This window comes from Rothia mucilaginosa (genome assembly GCF_049990865.1).
Lineage (GTDB): Bacteria > Actinomycetota > Actinomycetes > Actinomycetales > Micrococcaceae > Rothia > Rothia mucilaginosa_I.
Map to the genome: position 1 here is coordinate 1,638,972 of NZ_CP188231.1, position 23,755 is coordinate 1,662,726.

Below are 23,755 nucleotides of genomic sequence, written 5' to 3' on the forward strand. Positions count from 1 at the left end.
AGTTTTTAGAACGAGTATCAGCTGATGACCAACTTAGGCTGGGCCTATGAGTTCTGAGAACCGGGCTTCGGGCGTGCCTCGGGTGCAGCCGCCTCAGAGGTTACCTGGTGCAATGCAGGCTCTTCGCCGTCGAGAATAGCGGCGGCTTCATCAAACATGCGGCCGAGCTCTTCATGGTCGGTGCCTTCGCCGTCTTCAACCTTCTGGCGGTGCGAACCGTACACCCAGAAGCGGTAGAGGAAGTAGCGAAGAATGGTGCCCAGAATAGTACCAATGATCGTACCGGAGATGAAGGATGCCTCGGGGGTGCGCAGGTTTAGCACGTAGGTACTGAATGCCACGCAGCTGGCCTCAACGAGAATGCCCAGCAGGTTCACCAGACCGAACTCGATGGCTTCGCGCTTCCAGTTTTCGGAGCGGGAGTCGCGGAAGGTCCACAGGCGGTTCATGAGCCAGGAGAAGATGGTTGCAACAATACTTGCAACGACCTTCGCCTTGGTGTGGGACTCCGACATGATGGTCATCATCAGCACCCACACCGTCACAGAGTTCACGATGAAGGCGGCGCCGCCCACGGTACCGAATTTGAGAACCTCAATACCGTAGCTGTCCCAGAGGGATTTCAGGCGTTCGGTGAGGGTCGGTTTCGTCTGTGCGCTCATGCGGGACCTATCTAGCGGGGTTTTATCGGGGAAAAAGGTGCCGATGCTGCGACGGTGAACGTTGGTTACGTTGTCGCTGTGTGCTGCTTCAGCCTCTTTTACAAGTTTTACAAGCTCTTATATGTTAGTACAGTCCCGGCGGGTTGTTTGTCCCTTTGAGAGTTTTTCCACGGACCTCCCAGCTAACGAGATATTCCCTTTCATTTCACGTTGACAGGGTAGAAGGCACGTTTTGATGGCTTTCACCCGCGTCAAAGCCCACATGTTGGGCTCTGCATCCCCGTTGAACTTATTCTGTGGCCTTACTGTGGTCTTGCTCCCACAGGCTCTCCGAAACCCGGTACACTTAGGTGGTGTGACTTACCCTGTGACTGGACCCGTAATCGGCGTCATCGGCGGAGGCCAGCTGGCCCGCATGATGGCTCCCGCAGCAACTAACCTTGGCCTCGACCTGCAGATTCTCGCGGAGGCGCCAACCGTCGGCGCCGTGGCAGCGGTGCGTACCGCGCCCGTCGGGGATTACAAAGACCTGGACACCCTCCGCGAGTTTGCTCGCGGCAAGGATGTCATCACTTTCGATCATGAGCATGTGCCCACCGAATTTCTGCGCACCCTCATGGCGGAGGGCGTGAATGTTCAGCCCCGCCCTGAAGCCCTGCAGTACGCTCAGGACAAGCTCCTGATGCGCGCCGCCGTTGAGCGTCTGGGTCTGCCGAACCCGCGCTGGGCTGAGGTTTCTACTCTGGACGAGCTGCTCGCCTTCGGCGATGAAATCGGCTGGCCCGTGGTGCTGAAGACCCCGCGCGGCGGCTACGACGGCAAGGGCGTGCTCGTCCTGGATTCTCCCGAGGAGGCTCGCGAGCGCAGCACCGAATGGTTCGAGCAGTTGCCTTCCCGCACCGACTTCTCCTCCCTGCTTGCCGAGGAGAAGGTGCCTTTCACTCGTGAACTTTCCGCGCTGGTTGCTCGCCGTGAAAGCGGCGAGGTGCGCCCCTGGCCGGTCGTTGAGACCATTCAGGTGAACTCCATCTGTGACGAGGTCATTGCCCCCGCGCAGAACCTGGACCCCGAGATCGCTGAGGCTGCCGCAGCCGCTGCGGTGACTATTGCCTCCGAGCTGGGCGTCACCGGTGTGATGGCGGCTGAGCTTTTTGAGGTTCCCGGCTCTCCCGCAGGCTTCTACATCAACGAGCTGGCGATGCGCCCGCACAATACCGGCCACTGGACTCAGGACGGCTCGGTGACCAGCCAGTTTGAGCAGCATCTGCGTGCTGTGCTGGATTTGCCGTTGGGTGACACCTCCGTGCTGGAGGGTGTTGCGGTGATGAAGAACTACCTGGGCGGCGAGAACGAAGACATTTTCGGCGTCTACCCGCTGGCACTTTCGGCTGAACCGCGCGCGAAGATTCACTTCTACGGCAAGGAAACCCGCCCGGGCCGCAAGATTGGTCACGTGAATATTACTGGCACGGTGGCTGAGCTTGAGGCGCTGCGCCACAGCGCTGCGAATGCCGCCTCCATTTTGCGTGACGGCCGCCCCCTGTAGCCCTATTTTTAGCCGGTGCGTGGGGTGAGCACATCATCCTGCGTATCCGACGCACCCTATTGATGGTGGTTCGCCACCGCATTCTGAAAGGATATGAGGATTATGTCTCAGTCTCCCTACGCTTCTTCCCAGCCCATTGTTGGCATTGTGATGGGTTCAGATTCGGACTGGTCGGTCATGGAGGCCGCAGCCGAGGTTCTGGACGAGTTCGGCATCCCCTACGAGGCTGATGTCGTTTCTGCGCACCGCATGCCCGAGGACATGATTGAGTACGGCAAGAAGGCTCACAGCCGCGGTATTCGCGTCATTATTGCTGGTGCCGGCGGTGCCGCTCACCTGCCCGGAATGCTCGCTTCCGTCACCGCTCTGCCCGTGATTGGTGTTCCGGTGCGCCTGAAGAACCTCGAGGGCATGGACTCGCTGCTGTCGATTGTTCAGATGCCCGCCGGCGTTCCGGTGGCTACCGTCTCCATTAACGGCGCTCGCAATGCTGGTCTGCTGGCTCTGCGTATTTTGGGTTCGGGCACTGACGCATTCGCTCAGCAGGTTCACGCTGATTTGCGTCAGTTCTCTCAGGATCTGCGTCAGAGCGCGATGGACAAGGGCGCGGCTCTGCGCACCCGTGTTGCCGAGGCGAAGGCTAAGGCAGCGGCTGAGCGCGAGGCGGAGGAGAGCTCCTCCGCACCCCGCCCCACTCCTGCTCCCGAAGCGTCCTCGGAGCCCCAGGCTTACGTTCCCTAAGCTCGGATACACTAGAAGGATGAGTAATATTCTTCAGTCCGATATTTGGGCACGTTTTCAGGAATCTAATGGTCACACCGTGATCCGTAAGAGCGGTAACGGCTGGTCGTACCTTGCGACCGTTGAGGGCGGCGCTACCGGCCGCTACCTGTACAGCCCGTACGGACCGGTTGCTTCCAGCGCTGTGGCTTTTGATGAGGCTCTCACGTCGTTGAAGGAAGAGGCTGCGAAGCTTCGTTGCCTGTTTGTGCGCATTGAGCCTACTGAATCCGCCATTTGGGGCGATCAGGATGCGGCTGCTTTCTTGGCTCGTCGCGGTGCGGTTTTGGCTCCTCGCCAGGTGCAGCCGTCGCACACGCAGATTATTGATCTTTCGGGCTCTGAGGACGAGATCCTCAAGGGCATGAAGTCCAATAACCGCAACCTGCACCGCAATATCCACAAGAAGGGTGTGACCATTGAGGTGTCGACGAATCCTGAGGATTTGTCGATTCTGTTCGCGTTCTTGGATGAGACCGCGGACCGCAACGGTTTTAACCGTCAGCGGGATGATTACCTGATGCAGGTTGCTCGCGTGCTGATGCCTGCTGGTGCGGCATCCCTGTACATTGCGAAGCTGACCGACGAGAACGGTGAGAGCACCCCGATTGCGGCGGCGTTTGTGTACGATTCGGATGACACCCGCACCTACGCGCATGCGGCGGCTTCTTTTGAGCATCGTCGCCTGTCCGCGGGTATTCCGGTGGTGACAAACTTTATCCTGGACGCTAAGCGTAAGGGTCTGAAGTACGTTGACCTCTTCGGCATTGCGCCGGAGGATCAGCCGGATCACGAGTGGGCTGGTTTCACGAAGTTCAAGAAGTCCTTCGGCGGCGAGTCGGTGGAGTACCCGGGCACTTGGGATGTTCCGGTGTCCTCGCTGGGTTACCGCGCCTACACGCTGGCGTACAAGGCTCGTCCGGCGGTTCGTGATGCTGTGTCGAAGGCGAAGGCGAAGGTTCAGTCTTTCCGCTCTCGCTAACGGGTTCGGGCGCACCGCTGCTGGGGCGCATCCTGAGAACTAAAAGCTAAATACATGAGGGAGCCGCCCTCACCGAGTTCTTCGGTGGGGGCGGCTCCCTGTGTATGTATGCGCAATGTTCGAGGAGTCTTAGTGCGGCTCCTCAGCCCTTGCGGGGGCGAAGATTACTGCTCTTCGGGGCTCTTGGTGTGCGAGAGAATCTCGCGCAGGCGGGAGAGGCGGTGCTCAGCCTCGACGGTACGAACGGTACCGGAGGAGGAACGCATAACCAGCGACTGGGTGGTTACAACGTTCTTGCTGTAGCGAACACCGCGCAGCAGCTTGCCGTCGGTGACACCGGTTGCGGCGAAGAAGCAGTTGTCGCTGGTGACCAGGTCGTTGGTGGTCAGGATGCGGTCAAGGTCGTGGCCGGCTTCCAGCGCCTTCTCACGCTCTGCGTCGTCGGTCGGTGCCAGGCGGCCCTGGATGACGCCGCCGGTTGCCTTGATTGCGCACGCCGCGACAACGCCTTCAGGGGTGCCGCCGGTGCCGAGCATCAGGTCCACGCCGGTGTTCTCGCGGCAGGCTGCGATAGCACCCGCAACGTCACCGTCGAGGATGATGCGGGTACGAGCACCTGCCTCGCGGATTTCCTGGATGAGCTTGGCGTGGCGGGGGCGGTCCAACACGCAGACGGTCAGCTCGCTGATCTTCTTGCCCTTAGCCTTAGCAACCAGGTGCAGGTTCTGCTTGACGGGCAGGCGCAGGTCCACGAATTCTGCGGCTTCGGGACCGGTGACCAGCTTCTCCATGTAGAACACTGCGGAGGGGTCGAACATGGTACCACCGTCTGCTACGGCAATCACGGAAAGGGCGTTGTCCATACCCAGAGCGGTCAGGCGGGTACCGTCGATGGGGTCCACTGCCACGTCGAGGGAGGGGCCGGAGCCGTCGCCAACGTTCTCGCCGTTGTACAGCATGGGGGCCTGGTCCTTTTCGCCTTCACCAATGACGACGGTGCCGTTGAAGCTGACGGTGGAGAGGCGGTAACGCATTGCGTCTACGGCTGCACCATCTGCGAGGTTCTTTTCGCCTGCGCCAACCCAGGGGCCTGCAGCAATTGCTGCTGCTTCAGTCGCGCGGACCAGTTCCATTGCGAGGTTGCGATCGCCGTGATTGTTGTTCGTAGTCATAGACTCACCTTCGAGATTTCTGAATACACTGTCGGCTGGCTGGTTCTTTCCAGCACGAAGTCGCCGACGCAGTAGTGCTCCTTTCAGGATAGCGCGCGGGCGCTTCGTTTTTCTTGTTCTGAACGAGTTTGCGTGCGTGTTGACTTTAAGGTGAGCAGATGCGGCAACTTGGTGAGGGCTGCGTCTCCCTTTGCATTGTTTTTGCGTCATTGGGCATCAAGATTGGGGTTGTGAAGGCGCGCCATACTAGCTATTTTTCGCATTTTTAAGGCATATTTGAGGTAGGTTCTTTTCACCGGGAAGCTTCCGGCAAGAAACTCAGCTTCAGCGCGAGCGCCTGAAGCCCCCGCATACCCGTTCGCAGATTCGTTGCCTATGGCGGCACACGTTATCTGTATCTGTCCGCTAAGGAGCATCACATGGCTGGCATTCAACCGACTCCCGCTGAGGCGTGGAAGCGCCTTCGAGACGGCAACCGTCGTTTTATTGAGGGCAGCAACGAGCACCCCAATCAGGATACGATTCGCCGTACCGACCTAGCCGCCGGCCAGTTCCCCTTTGCTTCAATCTTTGGCTGCGGTGACTCTCGCCTCGCGGCGGAGATTATTTTTGACCTGGGTCTGGGCGACGCGTTCGTGGTGCGTACCGCCGGCCACGTGCTGGAGAACGCGGCTCTCGGTTCGTTGGAGTACGCGGTCGAGGAGTTTGAGACCCCCATCGTGATGGTTCTCGGTCACGACTCCTGCGGTGCTGTGACTGCCGCTAGCAATGCTCTGGAATCCGGTGAGATGCCGCACGGCTTCATCCGTAACCTGGTGCAGCACATCCTGCCTTCGGCAATGTCTCCGAAGCTGCCGGAGAACCCGACCGTCAACGATATGGTGCGTGAGCATACTCGCCAGACCGCTATCCGCATTATTGAGCAGTCCCACATTATTTCGGATGCAGTGGTTGAGGGTAAGGTCGCAGTGATTGGTGTCTTCTACCATCTGAAGGAGGGTAAGGCGGAGCTGGTGTTCAGTTCGCAGGACCTGACTCTGCCGGAGGAGAAGAACGACGCGCAGAACCCGCCGACCCAGACGATTCCGGTGGTCGTGAAGACTCCCCCGCGCGTTGTGGTTGCTGAGAACCTGGACTAGTTTTCCTCGTCTCCGCTCGATACGAGTCTTAGGGCAAGAACCCACATACTCGCACTTAAGAACAGATTTTTCTATGGGATAACCCCGCCACGGTAGCGTGTTCGCACATCTGCCGGGGCGGGGTTTTTATGCGCCTTCTCACGCCGCAAAATTTATGAGCGTTTTTCCTCTTTTGACACCTTTTCGAGGCGACGTAAGCCACTTTGAACGCCTATGCTAGAGGTATGGCTGAAAACATTGAATACCGCATTGAACATGACACCATGGGCGAAGTTCGCGTTCCGGCTGATGCACTCTACCGTGCACAGACCCAGCGCGCAGTCGAGAACTTCCCGATTTCGGGTCAGACCCTCGAATCCGCCCATATTCGTGCGCTTGCCCTCGTGAAGAAGGCAGCCGCGACCGCCAATGAGGAACTCAAGGTGCTCGACGCTGAGCGCGCCCAGGCTATCCGCGACGCAGCGGATCTGGTAGCAACCGGTGACTACGACGCCCACTTCCCCATTGACGTCTTCCAGACCGGTTCCGGTACCTCCTCGAACATGAACGCGAACGAGGTTCTGGCAACCCTGGCAACCCGTTCCCTGGAGTCCAAGGGCATTGAGGTTCACCCCAACGACCACGTGAACGCTTCCCAGTCCTCCAACGACGTCTTCCCCACCTCCGTGCACGTTGCTGTGACCGAGGCGCTGGTGAAGGACCTGATTCCCGCTCTCGAGGTGCTCGCTGAGTCCCTGGAGCGCAAGTCCGTTGAGTTCAAGGACGTTGTGAAGTCCGGTCGTACCCACCTGATGGACGCAACCCCCATCACCCTGGGCCAGGAGTTCTCCGGCTACGCAGCAACCGTGCGTTACGGCATTGAGCGTGTGAATGCGTCCCTGCCCCGCGTGGCTGAGGTTCCGCTGGGCGGTACCGCTGTGGGTACCGGCATTAACACCCCCGACGGCTTCTCCGCTCGCGTGATTGAGCTGCTCGCTGAGGAGACCGGTCTGCCCCTGACCGAGGCTCGTAACCACTTCGAGGCTCAGGCTAACCGTGACGGCCTGATTGAGGTTTCCGGTCAGCTGCGCACCCTGGCGTACGGCCTGATGAAGATCAGCAACGACATCCGCTGGATGGGTTCGGGCCCGAACACCGGTCTGGGCGAGCTGCACATCCCCGATCTGCAGCCCGGTTCCTCGATTATGCCCGGTAAGGTCAACCCCGTGATTTGTGAGGCTACCATCATGGTTGCCGCTCAGGTTATCGGTAACGACGCGACCATTGCTCTGTCGTCCACTAACGGCGCGTTTGAGCTGAACGTGGGTATCCCGGTGATGGCTGCTAACCTGCTGCAGTCAATCCGCCTGCTCGCTAATGTTTCTCGCGTTTCGGCTGAGAAGATGATTGACGGTCTGACCGCTAACGTTGAGCGTTGCCGCTTCCTGGCTGAAGCTTCGCCGTCGACTGTGACCCCGCTGAACAAGCTGATTGGTTACGAGGCTGCTGCGAAGATTGCTAAGTACTCGGTGGCTCACAAGGTGACTGTCCGTGAGGCAGTTGTGGCTCTGGGTTATGTGGAGCGCGGCGAAGTGACTGAGGAGCAGCTGGATGCGGCTCTGGACGTCACCAAGATGCTGGGCAACTTCTAATCTCACCCGCCTGAACCTCCTCTGAGGTTCGCGGCTTAACCATAGAGGGAGGGGCGACTCGCCATGACGGCGGGTCGCCCCTCCTTCTGTGTATGTTCTCCGCCCCGTCATTAAGTGGGTAGCGGGTTCTCACTATTGTTCAACGATATTGAACACTTTGAATTGTTTATAGTGGACCAGCGTGTAGATGAGGCAGAGTACAGCCGGGATACTGACGACAAGCGCAGCGTTGAAGGAGCCGAGATGATCGAGCATCAGTGCTACCGCACCCATGGAGTACAGCGTTCCTAACCCAAATACGGCACCGTCAAGGGAGCTGGCACGCCCCAGTAGCTCATTCGGTGTAATGCAGTCGCGAAGATTGTTGGAGAAGATGAAAGCTGATGCCCATCCTACGTCCAGGATGAAGAGCAGGGCGCCGAGCACTACGGGGTTATTGCTGACGGTGACGAGCGGTATTCCGAGCAGGGATACGACGTTGGCGACCAGCAGCATTCCTCGTGTGTTCTCGAAAGAGAAGAAACGATCGATGATGAGCGCCGCGACGATACCACCGATACCGCTGCAGGCCATAATCATGCCTACCACTGAGGCTTCAAAAGTGAGCTCCTCATACAGGCGGTAAATAATGATGAGTGAATACGATGCCGTAGCTGCCGCCAAGAAGAAGGTGTAGACAAGGATAAGTCTCTGCGGGGCACCGGAGAACATGTATTGGATACCGTCAAACATGCGGTGAATAAACCCATGTTGTGCGGTTTCGCGTTGCTCAGTTTTAGTTTCCATCTCTACGGATGGCAACGTTGCGTATGAAATAGTTGCCGCTCCGAAAAGGAGCACCGGGACGATAAGACCGACCGTTGCACCCGCGACAAGAACAATAAATCCTGCCGTAGGGGGCGCAATGATTGCGGATATTCCCTCGCAAATTTCACGACGTGCGTTGTACGAAAGAAGGTTTTCTCGTCCGAGAAGCTGCGGAATATATCCCGCTTCTGAGGCAGCAGCCAGTTCGGAGAAGACACCGCTCACAAATCCTAGTGCGGCGATGGTGAACCATGACAGCGTATGCTGCTCAATCATCAACGCCAAGGTAAGGATGCTGAGGATGTTTACTGCCCCGGCAATCACGATCATAGGTTTTCGAGGCAGACTATCGGATAGGGTTGCTAGTGGATATGCCAAGGCGATATTGGGGATTTGCATGGCTACCGCCATCACGCCAGCTAACCCAATTTCGCCTGTACTAGCGAGAATCGCGATGGGTAGGGCGAAGGAATATATTCCTGTACCTACCAGAGAGCCGATAAGGGCTACGTAGATTCTCCAGGGTATTTTGTGTGTTGTCATGCTTTACTCCTTCCAGGGCGCGTCAAAATAGCGACCAAGAATTGCGATGAACACAATGAGCCTAGTTCACAGAAAAATGGCATGCCTTAAAGATTTATAGGCAGAGTAAAAGGAAAGCGACCACGCTCACCAGAACATCACGTGAACGGATTTTTTCGGGTTACTGACTAATACGGGGCCGTCACTCCCAATGTAACCCGCGTCATATATAAAGCATCTCATGCGCACCACCCATAACTCGACACACAGGCGCAACTTAAAGTAAAAAAAGACAAAAACAAAATAAAGCCACGGCAAATTTTAGGCCTCCAGCCCCTCACTCCCACAGAAAAGCAGGAAGAACCACCCAATAACATGTAACAAACTGTCGTAAAAATGCTGGGAGGGGCGACTCGCCATGACGGCGGGTTGCCCCTCCTTCTGTATCTACACGCCTCATTCGGCGGCTTTTACGGAGTCTAGTAGCCGGTCTAGAGTTCTTCCGGCGGCACCGACTCCAGCCCAAAACGGCAGTGGCCATCATAGTTCAGCGCCGCATCAATACGGTCCAGCATCCGCTCCGAAAGCAACGCACGCTCCGCCGGGTCAGACACATCCACCCAACGCACCTGCGAAGACTCCTCATCATTCACCTTCGCCTCACCAGAAACCCAGCGGCACAAAAACGTATGATCCAAGAACTGGCAGCGGTCACCATTACCGAACTGCATCGGCGGGTCAGCCTTCACCTGCGCCAACTCCAGCACCTCAATCTGCACGTTCGCCTCCTCGTGCGCCTCACGCAGGCAGGTCAGTGCGGGGCTCTCCCCCGGGTCCACAATGCCCGTAATCGGGGTCCACGCCCCGTTATCGCTACGGCGCACCAGCAGCACCTTAGAATCCTGCTCACGGTACACCACAGCCGTCGCACCGGACAGCCACAGGTAATCCGAGCCGATCCGCTCACGCAGCTTACGGATATAGGGAGGAGTAGGCATAACATCAACCTTTCAAAAGCCCCGGCAGTTCTGCCGGGGAATAGGTGCTAGAGAGAGCAAACAGCCACGAGCCGCACGGAGAATGAACCATACGAAGAACGAGCCCGCCACGTAGCCGGACGGTCGCCCCACTTCGGAATCTACCACAGAGAATACGCCGGGGCAGCCAACGCCACCAGCGCGCCCAGAAGCATAAACGGGCCGAAGGCAATGCGGGTGCTACCGCGCGCCTTCGTAAACAGCACCAGAGCCAAAGACACCAGACCACCGGCAAGGAACGTCACCAGCGACGCCCACCCCAGGTTCGCCCAGGACAGGTACCCGAGCACGCCGCCCAGAATGCCGGCAAGCTTCACATCCCCGCGGCCCAGCGCCCCGAACGACAGGATACGCAGAAGCCCGTAGCAGAACCACAGCACCAGACCGGCACCCATCACACGCCAAATATCGGCGGGGCGACCGGCAAAAAGCAAAGACACCGGCAGAGCCGTATAGGTGGCAATAGCCAGAGGAATCAGGATGCGGTGCGGCAGACGGTGCTCCCGCACGTCAATACGCCACAGCCGCAGGGCGCACCACAGAAAATACAGCAGGTAGCTGCCGAGCACCAGAGCGGCAATAACGGAGGCGCCGCCTGCGTTGTAGAGGCGGGAAAGCTCAGCGAGCATAGAACGTCCATTCTGTATTGCTGGAGGCTGTACTACCGGTAACTACTAGCCAGCGGCACCAGAGTACATAGATGCTAGAGCATCTAAGTTCTAGGAACCGAAGCGGCGGGAACGGTTCGCGTAATCCCGCAGGGCACGCAAAAAATCAACGCGCGTGAAATCCGGCCACAGGGCACGGCAAAAATAAAACTCAGAATACGCACTCTGCCAGGTCATGAAACCGGACAGGCGCTGCTCGCCCGAAGTGCGAATCAGCAGGTCCGGGTCGGGCATATCGGCGGTGTACAGGTGCGAAGAAATATCCTCCACGCTCAGCTGTTCAGCAAGCGATTCCAAGGAGGCACCCTCAGCGGCGGCCTCACGCAGAACCGAACGGACCGCGTCCACAATCTCCTGGCGACCGCCGTAGCCGACCGCAATGTTCACGCGAACGCCGGGCAGGTGCGGCGTCTGCTCAATCGCCCAGTCCAGGCGCTCGTGCAGCTGGCGAGGAATCAGGTCAATGTTGCCGATGGCGCGCACCGGGCCGCAGGCGGAATCCACCAGACGCACCAGGAACGCATCAATCACAGCGATCAGACCGGTCAGTTCCTTCTCGGGGCGCTTCAGGTTCTCAGTGGAGAGCATGTACAGGCTCACCTGCGGAATCGACAGCTCAGTACACCACGCCAGAAAATCAATAATTCGCTCCGCACCGGCGGCGTGGCCCTCACGGGTGCTCAAGCCGCGCTGAGCCGCCCAGCGGCGGTTACCGTCCACCAGCACTCCAATATGTGCCGGCAGGGATTCGGGGCTCAGCGAGCGCGCCAGAGCCTGCTCATAGACGGTAGGCTCAGTGACAGTGCCGGGGTTGCTGGCGTGGCCGTGCACAGTAATCACGGGCAGGGCGTTGGCGCTCATAGCTCATACCTCATTCGGCTGTCGTGGCAGATAATTCAGCGGGCTCATCACGAAAGAGCCCGAGCTCTTATTCTACGCCGCCGCGCCGTACCTTCGCGGCAATCGGCATCACGGATGGGCTGAGAATCGGCTCAAAATTTGTGGCGGCTGGTAGCGGCATGCGGGGTTGTATACGGGGGCTGCACACATCGCGTGCCTAAGAATGGATGATGCCCTTCACCCACGACTCATATCGTGGGTGAAGGGCATCGTTGTAACGCGGGGCGATGCGGCGCCCCACTCTAGATAATGTAGAGGCTAGATAACGTAGTAGTCGCTCAGGCCCTCATCCAGGCTAGATTCGGGCAGCTGAACCTCCGTGTGAGAGGCAGCCAGCGTGTAATCCTCCCAGGGCCAAATATCCTTCAGCTGTTCGCTGGGAACAGCGAAGAACACGCCGTTCGGGTCCACCTGCGAGGCGTGTGCCAGCAGAGCCTGATCGCGCTGCTCAAAGTGCTCGTGAACCAGGATGCGGGTCGTAGTCTCGTGGCGAGGTGCCTCCCCCGACGTTGCGCGGTGCGCGATGTTCTCAATCCAGCCGCTCAGCAGGCTCTCACCGTGCGTATCGAGCAAATGCTCGTGCAGGGCGAGGGTGCGTTCGGGGTTGAACGCGCGGTCGTAGTAGAGCTTCAGCGGGGTCCAGGGCTCGCCCTCACCCACGTACGCCTCGGGGTCGCCTGCCTTCTCGAATGCCTCCACGGCAACCTTGTGGGTCATGATGTGGTCGGGGTGCGGGTAGCCGCCAATCTCGTCATAGGTGATGATGATGTGCGGGCGGTACTCACGCACCAGACGCACAAGCGGCGCGGCGGCACGGTCCAGGGGCATGGTGCCAAAGCTACCGAAGGGCAGCGGCGGCATGGGGTCACCCTCCGGCAGACCGGAATCGAAGAAACCAATCCAGCGGTGCTCAATACCCATGATCTCGCGAGCAGCCGCCATTTCAGCGCGACGCAGACCCGGCAGGTCACGGTGCGCACGCGGACTATTAGCAATCTCCTCATTCAGGATGTCACCGCGCTCGCCGCCGGTCATTGTCGCCACCATGAAGCGGGCACCACGGGCAATATACGCCGAAGCGGTACCGGCACCCTTGGAGGACTCGTCGTCCGGGTGCGCGTGCACCGCGAGGATGCGCAGGCCGGTGTAGTCCTCATCCAGCGGTTTGAGGGAGTCCACGGGAGGGTGAGTCGGCAGGTTTGCCTTCAGCTGTTCAATGGCTTCGCTCACGGTGGTCTCCTTAGGTGATGCGCCAGGGGTGCGGATGATGTGTCTGTGAATCGCGAATGCGAGCGCTACGCGGCAGAAATTTTACGATTGTAGCTTCTCGTATGATACCCAAGGATAGCGCCCGTGTACTAGCGCAGATGACGCCATGTGACATCGTGAAACATGCCGTCATATCAGCAGATTCACGGGCAGGAAACAGGCTGATGCTGGCGGAGTGTTCAGCTACCGGCGTGCGTACAGAGGAAGATGCGTTCAGAGGGGAAGATACGACCGGCATAACAGCCGAAAATCCTCCAGTGCTCTAGAATAGGTCTGTTGATTCATTCCGTTACCGCCTCCCCGTCGCGCATGGAACGTGGCACGCGGTAGCGGGTTTATTCGTTTCGCACCGGCTAAGCCGGCGCATAAGCAAAGGACACGCATGGCTGAAAACACCGGTGCATGGCTCACTCAGGACGCCTTCGACCGCCTCACCCAGGAGCTGGAGTACCTCTCCGGCCCGTACCGCCAGGAAATTGTTGACCGCATCGCGCAGGCACGCGATGAGGGTGACCTCCGCGAGAACGGCGGCTACCACGCTGCACGTGACGAGCAGGCTAAGAACGAGGCGCGCATCAAGCAGCTCAAGCACCTGCTGGAAACCGCACAGATTGGTGAGGCGCCCGTTGATGACGGCGTGGTAAGCCACGGCATGGTCATCGAGGCTGAGGTTGCCGGCCGCACCCTGAAGTTCCTGCTCGGCTCCCGCGAAATTGAGGACACTCTGCCTGCAGGTAGCGACCTGAAGGTCTTCTCTGAGAAGTCTCCGCTGGGTGCCGCAATCATGGGCGCTAAGCAGGGTGACGAGGTTTCCTACACCGCTCCGAACGGTAAGGAACTGAGCGCCAAGATTGTCTCCGTGACCCCTTACCAGGGCTAAGCTCTGGGCGCAAAAGGTTTCAGGTGAAAACTCGGGCTACTCGTATAGTCCGGGTTTTTATGTAACCGTTATAGCCCACCTTCAAGTGCCCGCTCCCCTGGCCGTTTCGGGCGTATCCCTTGCAATATCCCCTCTTAAGGAAAACTATGGAACCTGTAGATTTTGACGATATTCCCCTCGAGATTTTTCTGGAGGATATTATGGACCTCACCCGGCTGTTTCCGGAGGATTTTCCTGCGGAATTCGCTAAAATGGCCGCACGTATCGGGGTGGAGAAACAGCACCTGTTCATTACAGACTTCATCGAAGACACCCGGGAACATGTGGTAGAGCACTATCTGGGGTATGTCTTTGATGCGCTCAACCGCAGAATGTACCAGTACGAGATTCGGGGCGGGAACAAGCTCTATCTTAAGGAAGTCCCGGTGGAGGACCTCACTGTACGCGATACGTACAGTGTGAAGGTTCTTGACCTGCTCTAGTACGGCGGCACCCGGGCAGGATGCAAGCCCCGCCCCGTTGCAGCACCGACAGGGTCACAACGGTACCGGTTGGTATAGTGCGGGGGCTGCCCACGTTCGGGTCTTTAGTAAACAATGATGGGCTTGAAGCCCTCATCCTCCAGGGCGGCAATCACCTGACGGCAATGCTCCACACCCTTGGTCTCCATATCGATCGTAATCGACACGTCACCCATGGAGAGCGAGCCACCCACGCGGGTGTGGTCCACACCGGTCACGTTCGCGTCATTCTCAGAGATGATGCGGGAGATGGTTGCCAGCTCACCCGGACGGTCAGAAAGCATCATCTTCACGGTCATGTAGCGGCCAGCCGCAGACAGACCGCGCTGAATCACCTTCAGCATCAGCATCGGGTCAATATTGCCGCCGGAGAGCACGCACACGACCGTACCCAGGTCGCCGTACTCTTCCTTCAGCTTGCCGTTCATCAGCGCCGCCACGGGCACCGAACCGGCAGGCTCCACCACAAGCTTGTTACGTTCCATCAGGAAGATCAGGGCGCGAGCGATATCGTCTTCGCTCACGGTCGCCACATCGTCCACCAGCTCCTTGATGATGGAGAAAGGCATCTGGCCGGGGCGGCCCACCGCAATACCGTCAGCGATGGTAGAAACCTTCTTCAGCGGCACCAGAGCATCCGCGGCAAGGGACAGCGGGTACGCCGCCGCGTGCTCCGCCTGAACACCGATAATCTTGATCTTCTTGCCGAGCTCCTGCTCCTTCGCGCGAATCGCCGCGGACAGGCCGGCCAGCAGACCGCCGCCGCCAACACCCACAATCACGGTGTCAACGTCCGGAACCTGCTCCAGAATCTCCAGACCGATAGTGCCCTGACCGGCAATAATATCTTCATTGTCGAAGGGGTGCACGAACACCGCGCCGGTCTCTTCGGCGTAGCGCTTCGCCTCCGCCAGAGCCTCATCCACGGTCACACCGTACAGTTCAACCTCAGCACCGTGATCACGGGTTGCAGTAATCTTCGGCAGTGCCGCACCCAGCGGCATGTAAATACGAGCCTTAATGCCCAGACGGTCAGCCGCCAGCGCCACACCCTGCGCGTGGTTACCCGCGCTCGCCGCCACGACGCCGCGCTTCTTCTCCTCCTCGGAAAGCTTCGCCATACGCACGTACGCACCGCGCACCTTGAAAGAACCGGCACGCTGCAGGTTCTCACACTTGAAGAAAACCTCGGACCCGAGGCGCTGGCTCAGCGCACGCGAATGAGCGACGGGGGTGCGTTCAATAACGCCTTCGAGCAGCTCTGCGGCACGTTCAATATCGGTGATGGTCACGGGCAGGGAGTCGAGATTTACGCTCACGAGGTTTCCATTCTGATGGTGCGTTGCCCCGCGGGCGCGGGGCGGTGATGTATTGCTCATCCCATTTTAGAGGATGGGTACAGTGAAGGGGGCTACTCGGTCGCGAGTAGCCCCCTAGCGAGACACCGCCGTAGACGGCATCGCGGCCGGCGGTATCGCCGGGACGAGTTAGCGGTGCGTTATCGAGGATGGCGGGGTGCCCTACGCCAAAACCTCCCGCTCGATGCGGGCCCCTAGTCTTTGGAGGAGTCCGAAACCTCGGGATCCCGATTCTCAGGCTCCTCAGCCTTCTGATGGCGCGGCACTCGGGAGGCCAGCTTCTTGACGCTCTCCTGCCGTTCCAGGGCCTTCTCCTCAGCCTGCTCGCGGCGAGCCACCTCGTGCGGGAAGAGGAACTCCTCATCGCGCAAGCCGGGATCGTGTTCCCAACCGCGATCCGCCAGGTAGCGCACCACCGAGTTCACCACGGCCAGCGTCGGCACCGCGAACAGCGCGCCCACGGCACCGAAAATCATGGAGCCGCCGGCCACCGAGAAAATCACGGCCAGCGGGTGCAGTGATACAGCCTTACCCATGATGAGCGGCTGCAGAATATGCGACTCCACCTGCTGCACCAGTAGCACGATGCCCAGCATAATCAGCGCCTGCACCGGCCCCAGGGCCACGAGTGCCAGAAGCACCGCCACGGCACCGGAGAACAGCGCACCAATCACCGGGATAAAGGAACCCAGGAACACCAGCACGCCCAGCGGAATCGCCAGGGGCACACCCAGGATTGCGGCACCAACACCGATACCGACAGCGTCAATAGCCGCCACCAGAATCTGAACGCGCACGTACGCGCCCAGGGACTTCCAGCCCGCACGACCCGCACCGTTGACGGCGGCACGCGCATCCTTCGGGAAGAGGCGGGTGACGAACAGCCAGATACGCTCGCCCTCCATCAGGAAGAAGACCAGGGTAAACAGGGTCAGCAGGGTACCGGTCGCAACCTCAGCCGCAGTAGAACCCACCTGAGACACACCGTGCAACACGGAGCTGGGGTTATTGGTTGCAGCACTCTCCATCTGATCCAGCAGCTGGTTCAGCTGGTCGGCACCGAACTCGTAGCCGAGGTCCTTCAGCCAACCAATCAGCTGCTGGTAGCCCTGCATCGCCTTATCCGCCATGGACACAAAACCACGCACAATCTGCTGACCGGTCAACGAAATAATACCGGCGAGCACCAGAATCATACCGATTTCGGCAATAGCCGCCGCCCCACCGGCACGAACGCCCTTCTTACGCAGAAGCATCACGGCGGGGCTCAACAGAGCCGCCAGCAGCAAAGCCACCAGAAGAGAAATAACCAGCAGGGAGACGTGCCCCAGACCCTTCCAAAGGATCCAACCGGCACCGGCAATCATAATGATGCGCCACGCCCAAGCACCGGCAACTTCCATAGCAAAAGGCACCCGGTAGCCGCGCTCCTCCTCGGCTACATGTTCTTCTGCAACAGGTGTAATTTTCACGGTGTCTCCAAATCGTTATCGGTGTTGCCCCGCGCGGGGCAGCTCGGCTACCCCAGCGGAGGCGGTACATGGTGATGGTGTTATGCTCCTCCCCTGCGCCTCGATACACCAGGGCAGTAAAGCGGCAAAGGCGGCGGCACCATCACGGTACCGCCGCCTCATCATGAGCTTTAGTCGTTGCTAAAGATGCTTGCCAGGTACATGAGAACACGCAGGATCTCAACGTACAGCCAGACCAGAGAAGCGGTCAGGCCGAATGCAAGGCGCCAGGACTCACGCTCGGGCAGGCCAGCCTCCACAGCCTCGGAGGTGGTGGTGAAGTCCAGCAGCAGCGAGTAGGTTGCCAGCGCAACAGCGAACAGGCCAACAACCAGACCCAGCGGGATACCACCGATAGAGAAGCTGTTCAGCGAGGAACCGAAGATACCCGCACCCAGGATCGAGATGAGACCGTACGCCAGGTAACCAATAGCGCCGATCATGAAAATCTTGTTGAGCTTGGGGGTTGCACGCAGCTTACCGTTCGCGAACAGAGCCAGGGTAGTACCTGCAACCGCGAGGGTTGCCAGAACAGCCTGAATTGCCACGCCGGGGTAGCGCATGTCCACAACAGCGGACAGGCCACCGAGCAGCATACCTTCCATGAGCGCGTAGGTCATGACCAGGACCGGGGAAACCTTCTTCTTGAAGGAGTTCACCAGACCCAGGACCAGACCGCCCACCATGCCCAGGAACAGCAGCACCGGCATGTACCATGCAACAGCGGCACCGACAGCGACCAGGCCCAGGTTGATGCCGGTCTTAACCATGACATCGTTCATGGTCAGACGCCCACCGGCGGGGATGGGCTCCGAGTAGGTGGGGGCTGCTACGCCGTAGTCAGCCTCACCGTATGGCTGGCCGTACTGTGCCTGCTGACCGTACTGGGGCTGGCCGTAGGTGTTCTGACCGTAGCCCTGCTGGTCATACTGCTGCTGACCGTACTGGCCGTACGATTGCTGACCGTACTGACCGTAGGTCTGCTGCTGGCCGTACTGCGCCTGCTGGTTGGCCTGCTGAGGCTGCGCGCCAAAGCGACCGAAACGAGAGTCACCCTGCGTGACGTTCTTCGCCATTGAATTCAGAAGCGGGTTTCCCGCCATCATGCTCTCCTTAAACGGGTACAAAACTAATTCTGTTAATTCTATCAGATAGATTCTGCGCCCACGGGCGCTGTTCGTTACCAGCAAGCGCTTCGAGCAACCTTGCCAGAATATTTCAGGGCGGTGTTTACCTGAGGTTCACCCAGGCCCGCACCGCCACGCACGCAAACGCTTCTGCGCGCCTCTTTGTGAAGCCTCTAGTGCGAAGCTTCCAAACGATCCAGGAGTTGCTCCAGATACTCCAGTACTGCCTGCTCCTCGTTCGAGCCAATTACCTCGTCAGCAGCATTTCGCACAACCTCCGGGGCGTTAGACATGGCAACACCCCAGCCCGCGTAGCGGAGCATCTCCATGTCGTTCTCACCGTCACCGAAGGCAAGGATACCCGCCGGATCAGCGTCCAGACGCTCGCATAGGTCTTTCAGACCGGTCGCCTTGTTGACGCCGGTACGCACCAGGTCAATGGCACCGAAGCCGCTCACCATCGGGGTGACGGTCTGCGGAAGAGCCTCACGCAGGTAGACGCTCAGCTGCTGCGTCTGCTTAGGCGGAGTCAGCAGGGGGAACTTAATGGGTGCACCCTTAAAATCCCCAATAGAGTCAACCATGACCGAGCCGGGGAAGAAGAACGCCGCGAAATCCTCCAGGGTGAGGGTTTCGGGAAGCTCCTGACCGGTGTCTTCAAAATAGCCGCGAATCATGTGCACAATCTGGTCGCAACGGTCCTTGGGCAGGTAGATACCTTCGGTGGTGCAGACCAGCAGGCCGATCTGGTCCAGCCCCTGGACTACTTCAATAATGCGCGGCACGTCCTCTTCTTCAAAAGGATGCACGGCAAGCTGACCGCTCTCATCAGCAAGGTATGCACCGTTTTCAGCAATATAGGTAAGACCTCGCCCCTCAAAGCCGCGCATATAGTCCTGCAGCTTGGCGAAGGTGTTTCCGCTCGCCACAACAAAGTGAATTCCCTGCGCCTGCAGGCGGGATAGGATGCGCGAGAAACGTTCGGTGTCGAAAGTTTTGGAGTCGGTGAGGAAGGTGCCGTCCATATCGACGGCAATGATGGAGGGTTTAGTCTGCATGCTGCGCCTTTCTGACTCTGCTACCCCATTCAGGCGGGGTGCGTCTGCGGCTGTGTCTCTCTATAGGGTCTCACGTTTTTAAGCTCAGCAAGACGGTATACGGGCGTTTTTGAGCGTGGAGCGCCACGGGTGCCATCGCCTCCTTCGAGCAGATGGGCATCCTCATGGCAACCGAACTGGTCGGGGGCATCGCCTTTTAACCCCCACAAAACCCCAGACAGGTAAACCTTCAGACACGCAAGCGGCGGCTCCTCCCCCACGGGAAGAGCCGCCGCCTATCTATACCGCGCATCTACGCGTGTCGATGCAGTGCCCCCACTGGGACTCGAACCCAGAACACAAGGATTTTAAGTCCTCTGTCTCTGCCAATTGGACTATGAGGGCGTATCCCGAACAGCCCGGGACACAAATATTTATTATTCCACGAAAACGCACTCGAATCTAAGCAGAAACACATTTCAAACAGTTCCCGGCGCCACCGCCGCAGCAAGCACCATGCAAAAGCACCGGTGGGTGGCTAAGCTAGACGGCTCGCAAGCACCCAGACGCAAAAAACCCAGGCACAAACACCCAGACGCAAAATAGGCGGTGCAGAAGACTAAGGTCTTCCACACCGCCCATTGCTTTATCTCAAGTGCGCTATCTCAGGGGCATACCCCTAAGTCAGGCTATTTTAGAGCTTTGCCTTCTGGCGTGCCGGTGCAGTACCGGTTGCTTCCTGGAATGCCAGGCGCGGGGAGCGCTGGTGGCGAATCGAGGAGGTGTCGCGACCGAAGATCTGGTTCAGTGCCCAGGTGGTCATAACGCGAACGGTACGCTCGGTGGTGGGGATTGCAGAGCCGTGGTAGCCGCGGTGCATGATCCATGCCAGCGGGCCGCCAATGGTCTTGCCCTTGAAGTTTGCAACACCCTTCCACAGGCCCAGACCTGCCACAACACCGATGGTCTCGTGGTAGTAGTCGGTCAGGGGCTCGCCGCGGCGAGCAGCCAGCAGGTTCTTAGCCAGAACAACAGCCTGGCGGGAAGCGTGCTGAGCGTTGGGAACGCAGAAGCCGCCCACGCCACCACCGGAAAGGTCCGGAACAGCTGCGTTGTCGCCAGCAGCCCAAGCACCCTCGACCACACCGTCGTCGCCGGTGACGCGCAGGTCTGCACCCACGCGAACGCGGCCACGCTCGTCGATCGGGAAGTCGGTGTTCTTCAGCATCGGGGATGCTGCCACACCTGCGGTCCAGATCAGGGTGTCGGTCTTGATCTCGCCTGCGGGGGACTTGTCAGCCATGTTGATCAGCTGCAGGTTGCCGTCGGTTGCGTCGGAGAGGGAGGTGTTCAGCAGGATCTCGATGCCACGTGCACGCAGCTCTGCAACAACCTTCTCTGCACGGTCTGCGGGAACCTCGGGCATGATGCGCGGTGCAGCCTCAACCATGACGAAGTGCAGGTCAGAAACGGAGAGACGCTCGTTGCGCTCCACAGCAACGCGTGCCATGTCCTCGAGCTCGGAGATAGTCTCAACGCCAGCGAAGCCACCACCAACGACGACGAAGGTCAGGGCACGACGACGTGCTTCAGCGTCGGACAGCAAGGATGCAACCTCGATGCGGTCCAGAACCCAGTTACGAACGGAGACTGCCTCTTCAATGGTCTTCAGACCGATAGCAACCTCTGCCAGACCCGGAATCGGGAATGCGCGGGTCACAGCGCCTGCACCGAGAACGATCTCGTCGTACTTCAGCTCGAAGGGCTCACCGTTGTCGGTGGGCTCAACAACAGCGGTGCGGTTTGCGTGGTCGATGGAGACAACGCGGCCGGGGATCAGCTCGGTGTCGCGCAGGTGCTGGCGCAGCGGCACGGTTGCGTTACGGCCTTCCATGGAACCTGCTGCAACCTCGGGGAGGAAGGGCTGGTAAGTCATGTAGGGGTTCGGCTCAACGATGGTGACGACGCCACCGGTCTCCTTGATAGCCTTCTGAATCTTCTTAGCAACGGTGAAGCCGACGTAGCCGCCACCGACGATCAGGACGCGAGGACGGTCCTGTGCCACCTTAGTGAATGCCATTTTGTTACTTCCTAGTCTTTAGGTACCGAGGTTCGGTAGCTCCGGTAGGTTGATATGTGCAACTTTCGGCTCGTTCCGAAAGCTCCCCTGACGAACAAAGCGGCTCGCTCTGGAAGTCCTTGCGCAACGCGAAGTGGCTAGCAGCACGAGCCTGTCTATCACATACCTGTTGTCTTTTATTTTACGCCTTTGTTTAGGTGATTTCGCACTTATGACCCCTTTGAGCTGACCCTAAGTTAAAAGTTTTGAAGATATGAACGGGGTTCATCTCGTGATGCGGGTTACGGTCTAAATCACTCTTTCCGTTTTTTGCGCGGTATGTTCGATATTTTCGTTTATTGGAGCGTTCTCCCATTGAAGGCCAGCCCCCGCATAACAAAGCCCGGGACTAACTCAAAAGTCAGCCCCGGGCGAACAGAAAAACGTCATCAAACAGCGTTAACGAGAGGTCCGGCGAGCGCCCCGCTGAGAACCCCGGCGAGCACCCCGCTGAGAACCCCGAGGAGAACCCGGGTGATGCGCCGCCGCACGAGCCATCCGCGCAGCCTCACCCGCACTCACATGCAACCTGTGCAAACGATGCACCGAACCCGCCGTAATAATCGTCAGCCACAACGTCAGCGCCGCCAAAATCGCCGGCGGCAACCAGCCACGGTCCTCCGGAGGACGACGCGCATCCGGCGCAGACGCCTTCACGATGCTCTCACCCTCCTCATGAACCGGCGCAGCATCACTCGGAGTCGGCTCACTCACCTGCTGCTTACGGTGCACCGCAATCCACTCAGAAATCGAACCCAATGGATTAGCCGTCACCGCAGGCGACGCCAAAGCCATCGCATCCTGCGGATTGAAAATACCGTAACCGTACAAAGGATCACGGCCCGTCGCGCCAGCATCATCAGCCGAAGCAATCAAACGCTGAGCCAACTGAGCCGCCGACTCCTTCGGATACCTCTGCTTCAACAACGCCGCAACACCCGTCACCAACGGAGCAGCAGCCGAAGAACCCGACCACAGCATGTACCCGTTACCGGGAGCTGCCGCAATCATATCCGTGCTCGGAGCAACCACAGCAATCGAAATACCCTGAGTAGACGACCCCTCAGAAACCTGCTTATTCCGGTCAATACCACCAACCGTCAACACGCCAGGAATCGTCGCCGGAGCACCAACCTGCGTCAAGCCGCTACCGCGGTTACCCGCAGCCGCAACAATCAGCACGCCCTTCTGCTCAGCGTAGGCAAACGCCTCATCCCAGCTCTGCGGCCAGCTCGTCTTATTCGAGCCAATCGACATGTTAATAATCTGAGCCCCGTGGTCGACCGCATAACGCACCGCCGCAGGGATCTGCTCATCAATGCTCTTACCGCCGGTCGTACCCATATTCAGCGAAATCGGCAGAATCTTCGCCTCGGGAGCCACACCAATCACACCGGTCGGCTTACCCGGCTGACCCGCAATCGCAGAATAGCCCTGCGTATCGTGGCCGTGACCGGCAATCAGAGAAGCGACCTCCGTGCCGTGCATCGGCTCAGCGCCCAGGCCCTTCCAGCCGTCCTCGCTACCCACGCCCGAGGCGTCATAACCGCGCAGAACATTACCCTCAAGATCCGGGTGGGTGCCGTCCACGCCCGTATCAATCACAGCAACCGTCACGCCCTTACCCGTAGCCTGCGACCACAGGGACGTAATACCGTACTCCTTCAGCCAATACTCGCGCTGACGAACATCATCGCCATTCGTGGTTGACGCGCCCTGACTCGGAGTCGCAGAAGTCTTCGGCACCGCAGTACCCGACGGAGAAGGAGTCGCCGTCACCTCCCTCTTAGGGCTCGGCGACGCAGAAGCAGAAGGGGTCGGGTCCGTCGCCCAGGCGGCAGGCGCCAGCGGGGTCCACAACGGCAGAAGAGTCAACGCGGCACTGGCGCCCAAAGCTGCACCCTTACGGATGCGACGAGTAGCGCCTCGGCCAGAACCAGCCGAGGCGCGCACACCACATACACGAGACTCACAGGCGAAAGACGGCGCAAAAGACCAGCCGGTCAGGGGCATACCTCGCCGACGCTCAGAATGGAACATTACAACTCCTCAAGCTGAGCCGCGCCGTGAACCACCATTGGTTCACG

20 protein-coding genes and 1 tRNA gene are annotated in these 23,755 nt (G+C 59.1%); 7 read left to right on the forward strand and 14 right to left on the reverse strand.

The features are described from left to right. Positions 1-44: 44 nt before the first annotated feature. Entirely contained in the window at positions 45-662 is a 618-nt protein-coding gene (locus ACP3RB_RS06375) for a GtrA family protein (protein ID WP_426698831.1), read from the reverse strand. Positions 663-1,017: 355 nt separating this feature from the next. On the opposite strand from ACP3RB_RS06375, the gene ACP3RB_RS06380 reads away from it, so the two are divergent. The 3 genes from ACP3RB_RS06380 to ACP3RB_RS06390 all read left to right on the forward strand — a co-directional run bounded on the left by ACP3RB_RS06380 (position 1,018) and on the right by ACP3RB_RS06390 (position 3,970). Next, on the forward strand, positions 1,018-2,208 hold the full coding sequence (locus tag ACP3RB_RS06380; RefSeq protein WP_426698832.1) for a 5-(carboxyamino)imidazole ribonucleotide synthase: 1,191 nt from the start codon (positions 1,018-1,020) through the stop codon (positions 2,206-2,208). Between the two features lie 102 nt (positions 2,209-2,310). Beyond that, positions 2,311-2,949 carry a 5-(carboxyamino)imidazole ribonucleotide mutase gene (purE, locus tag ACP3RB_RS06385; RefSeq protein ID WP_294631619.1) on the forward strand — a complete coding sequence of 213 codons (639 nt, stop codon included), beginning with the start codon at positions 2,311-2,313 and terminating at the stop codon, positions 2,947-2,949. A 19-nt stretch (positions 2,950-2,968) separates the two neighbouring features. Further along, positions 2,969-3,970: a lipid II:glycine glycyltransferase FemX gene (locus tag ACP3RB_RS06390; RefSeq protein WP_426698833.1), complete on the forward strand. Its 1,002-nt coding sequence runs from the start codon at positions 2,969-2,971 to the stop codon at positions 3,968-3,970. Between the two features lie 164 nt (positions 3,971-4,134). On the opposite strand, the gene glpX is transcribed toward ACP3RB_RS06390, so the two are convergent. Beyond that, on the reverse strand, positions 4,135-5,142 hold the full coding sequence (gene glpX / locus ACP3RB_RS06395; RefSeq protein ID WP_314681268.1) for a class II fructose-bisphosphatase: 1,008 nt from the start codon (positions 5,140-5,142) through the stop codon (positions 4,135-4,137). Positions 5,143-5,561: 419 nt separating this feature from the next. Here glpX and ACP3RB_RS06400 point away from each other — a divergent pair, with 419 nt between their 5' ends. Together ACP3RB_RS06400 and ACP3RB_RS06405 are read left to right on the forward strand one after the other, a co-directional pair. Next, the gene (locus ACP3RB_RS06400; RefSeq protein ID WP_426698834.1) at positions 5,562-6,281 is read left to right on the forward strand and encodes a carbonic anhydrase; all 720 of its coding nucleotides are present in this window, start codon (positions 5,562-5,564) and stop codon (positions 6,279-6,281) included. A 224-nt stretch (positions 6,282-6,505) separates the two neighbouring features. After that, positions 6,506-7,912 (forward strand): class II fumarate hydratase, encoded by a 1,407-nt coding sequence (locus ACP3RB_RS06405; RefSeq protein WP_426698835.1) that lies wholly within the window; start codon positions 6,506-6,508, stop codon positions 7,910-7,912. A 132-nt stretch (positions 7,913-8,044) separates the two neighbouring features. On the opposite strand, the gene ACP3RB_RS06410 is transcribed toward ACP3RB_RS06405, so the two are convergent. From ACP3RB_RS06410 to mca, 5 genes are all read right to left on the reverse strand, one after another. Next, positions 8,045-9,262, reverse strand: coding sequence for an MFS transporter (locus tag ACP3RB_RS06410; protein ID WP_426698836.1), 1,218 nt, complete (start codon positions 9,260-9,262; stop codon positions 8,045-8,047). Between the two features lie 470 nt (positions 9,263-9,732). Beyond that, positions 9,733-10,239 (reverse strand): NUDIX hydrolase, encoded by a 507-nt coding sequence (locus ACP3RB_RS06415; RefSeq protein ID WP_304192017.1) that lies wholly within the window; start codon positions 10,237-10,239, stop codon positions 9,733-9,735. A gap of 140 nt (positions 10,240-10,379) precedes the next feature. Then, entirely contained in the window at positions 10,380-10,907 is a 528-nt protein-coding gene (locus ACP3RB_RS06420; RefSeq protein WP_311452478.1) for a prepilin peptidase, read from the reverse strand. A 90-nt stretch (positions 10,908-10,997) separates the two neighbouring features. Then, complete coding sequence (uppS, locus tag ACP3RB_RS06425; RefSeq protein WP_426698837.1) at positions 10,998-11,807, reverse strand: polyprenyl diphosphate synthase; 810 nt, start codon at positions 11,805-11,807, stop codon at positions 10,998-11,000. A gap of 297 nt (positions 11,808-12,104) precedes the next feature. Next, entirely contained in the window at positions 12,105-13,076 is a 972-nt protein-coding gene (gene mca, locus ACP3RB_RS06430; protein ID WP_303978850.1) for a mycothiol conjugate amidase Mca, read from the reverse strand. Between the two features lie 421 nt (positions 13,077-13,497). On the opposite strand from mca, the gene greA reads away from it, so the two are divergent. Both greA and ACP3RB_RS06440 read left to right on the forward strand, forming a co-directional pair. Next, complete coding sequence (greA, locus tag ACP3RB_RS06435) at positions 13,498-13,995, forward strand: transcription elongation factor GreA (RefSeq protein ID WP_070691477.1); 498 nt, start codon at positions 13,498-13,500, stop codon at positions 13,993-13,995. 146 nt (positions 13,996-14,141) lie between these two features. Continuing rightward, positions 14,142-14,477 (forward strand): hypothetical protein, encoded by a 336-nt coding sequence (locus ACP3RB_RS06440; protein ID WP_070687432.1) that lies wholly within the window; start codon positions 14,142-14,144, stop codon positions 14,475-14,477. A gap of 104 nt (positions 14,478-14,581) precedes the next feature. Here ACP3RB_RS06440 and ilvA read toward each other — a convergent pair whose 3' ends face one another. From ilvA to ACP3RB_RS06475, 7 genes are all read right to left on the reverse strand, one after another. Continuing rightward, positions 14,582-15,835: a threonine ammonia-lyase gene (gene ilvA, locus ACP3RB_RS06445; RefSeq protein WP_426698838.1), complete on the reverse strand. Its 1,254-nt coding sequence runs from the start codon at positions 15,833-15,835 to the stop codon at positions 14,582-14,584. 233 nt (positions 15,836-16,068) lie between these two features. Continuing rightward, positions 16,069-17,346 carry an AI-2E family transporter gene (locus ACP3RB_RS06450; RefSeq protein ID WP_426698839.1) on the reverse strand — a complete coding sequence of 426 codons (1,278 nt, stop codon included), beginning with the start codon at positions 17,344-17,346 and terminating at the stop codon, positions 16,069-16,071. A gap of 170 nt (positions 17,347-17,516) precedes the next feature. Next, positions 17,517-18,488, reverse strand: a complete 972-nt coding sequence (locus ACP3RB_RS06455; RefSeq protein WP_426699570.1) for a Bax inhibitor-1/YccA family protein — start codon at positions 18,486-18,488, stop codon at positions 17,517-17,519. A gap of 197 nt (positions 18,489-18,685) precedes the next feature. Then, the gene (locus tag ACP3RB_RS06460) at positions 18,686-19,570 is read right to left on the reverse strand and encodes an HAD family hydrolase (RefSeq protein WP_426698840.1); all 885 of its coding nucleotides are present in this window, start codon (positions 19,568-19,570) and stop codon (positions 18,686-18,688) included. Positions 19,571-19,880: 310 nt separating this feature from the next. Continuing rightward, positions 19,881-19,954: transfer RNA gene (locus ACP3RB_RS06465), tRNA-Leu, on the reverse strand. Positions 19,955-20,243: 289 nt separating this feature from the next. Beyond that, positions 20,244-21,629: an NAD(P)/FAD-dependent oxidoreductase gene (locus tag ACP3RB_RS06470; RefSeq protein WP_311648510.1), complete on the reverse strand. Its 1,386-nt coding sequence runs from the start codon at positions 21,627-21,629 to the stop codon at positions 20,244-20,246. A 438-nt stretch (positions 21,630-22,067) separates the two neighbouring features. Continuing rightward, positions 22,068-23,708 carry a S8 family peptidase gene (locus tag ACP3RB_RS06475; protein WP_426698841.1) on the reverse strand — a complete coding sequence of 547 codons (1,641 nt, stop codon included), beginning with the start codon at positions 23,706-23,708 and terminating at the stop codon, positions 22,068-22,070. Between the last annotated feature and the right edge of the window lie 47 nt (positions 23,709-23,755).

Coding starts and splice junctions, on each gene's coding strand:
- ACP3RB_RS06475 (WP_426698841.1), bottom strand. CDS start 23,708: ATGTTCCATTCTGAGCGTCGGCGAGGTATGCCCCTGACCGGCTGGTCT.
- greA (WP_070691477.1), top strand. CDS start 13,498: ATGGCTGAAAACACCGGTGCATGGCTCACTCAGGACGCCTTCGACCGC.
- ACP3RB_RS06440 (WP_070687432.1), top strand. CDS start 14,142: ATGGAACCTGTAGATTTTGACGATATTCCCCTCGAGATTTTTCTGGAG.
- ACP3RB_RS06460 (WP_426698840.1), bottom strand. CDS start 19,570: ATGCAGACTAAACCCTCCATCATTGCCGTCGATATGGACGGCACCTTC.
- ACP3RB_RS06390 (WP_426698833.1), top strand. CDS start 2,969: ATGAGTAATATTCTTCAGTCCGATATTTGGGCACGTTTTCAGGAATCT.
- purE (WP_294631619.1), top strand. CDS start 2,311: ATGTCTCAGTCTCCCTACGCTTCTTCCCAGCCCATTGTTGGCATTGTG.
- uppS (WP_426698837.1), bottom strand. CDS start 11,807: ATGAGCGCCAACGCCCTGCCCGTGATTACTGTGCACGGCCACGCCAGC.
- ACP3RB_RS06420 (WP_311452478.1), bottom strand. CDS start 10,907: ATGCTCGCTGAGCTTTCCCGCCTCTACAACGCAGGCGGCGCCTCCGTT.
- ACP3RB_RS06470 (WP_311648510.1), bottom strand. CDS start 21,629: ATGGCATTCACTAAGGTGGCACAGGACCGTCCTCGCGTCCTGATCGTC.
- ACP3RB_RS06455 (WP_426699570.1), bottom strand. CDS start 18,488: ATGGCGGGAAACCCGCTTCTGAATTCAATGGCGAAGAACGTCACGCAG.
- ACP3RB_RS06415 (WP_304192017.1), bottom strand. CDS start 10,239: ATGCCTACTCCTCCCTATATCCGTAAGCTGCGTGAGCGGATCGGCTCG.
- glpX (WP_314681268.1), bottom strand. CDS start 5,142: ATGACTACGAACAACAATCACGGCGATCGCAACCTCGCAATGGAACTG.
- ACP3RB_RS06400 (WP_426698834.1), top strand. CDS start 5,562: ATGGCTGGCATTCAACCGACTCCCGCTGAGGCGTGGAAGCGCCTTCGA.
- ACP3RB_RS06405 (WP_426698835.1), top strand. CDS start 6,506: ATGGCTGAAAACATTGAATACCGCATTGAACATGACACCATGGGCGAA.
- ACP3RB_RS06410 (WP_426698836.1), bottom strand. CDS start 9,262: ATGACAACACACAAAATACCCTGGAGAATCTACGTAGCCCTTATCGGC.
- ACP3RB_RS06375 (WP_426698831.1), bottom strand. CDS start 662: ATGAGCGCACAGACGAAACCGACCCTCACCGAACGCCTGAAATCCCTC.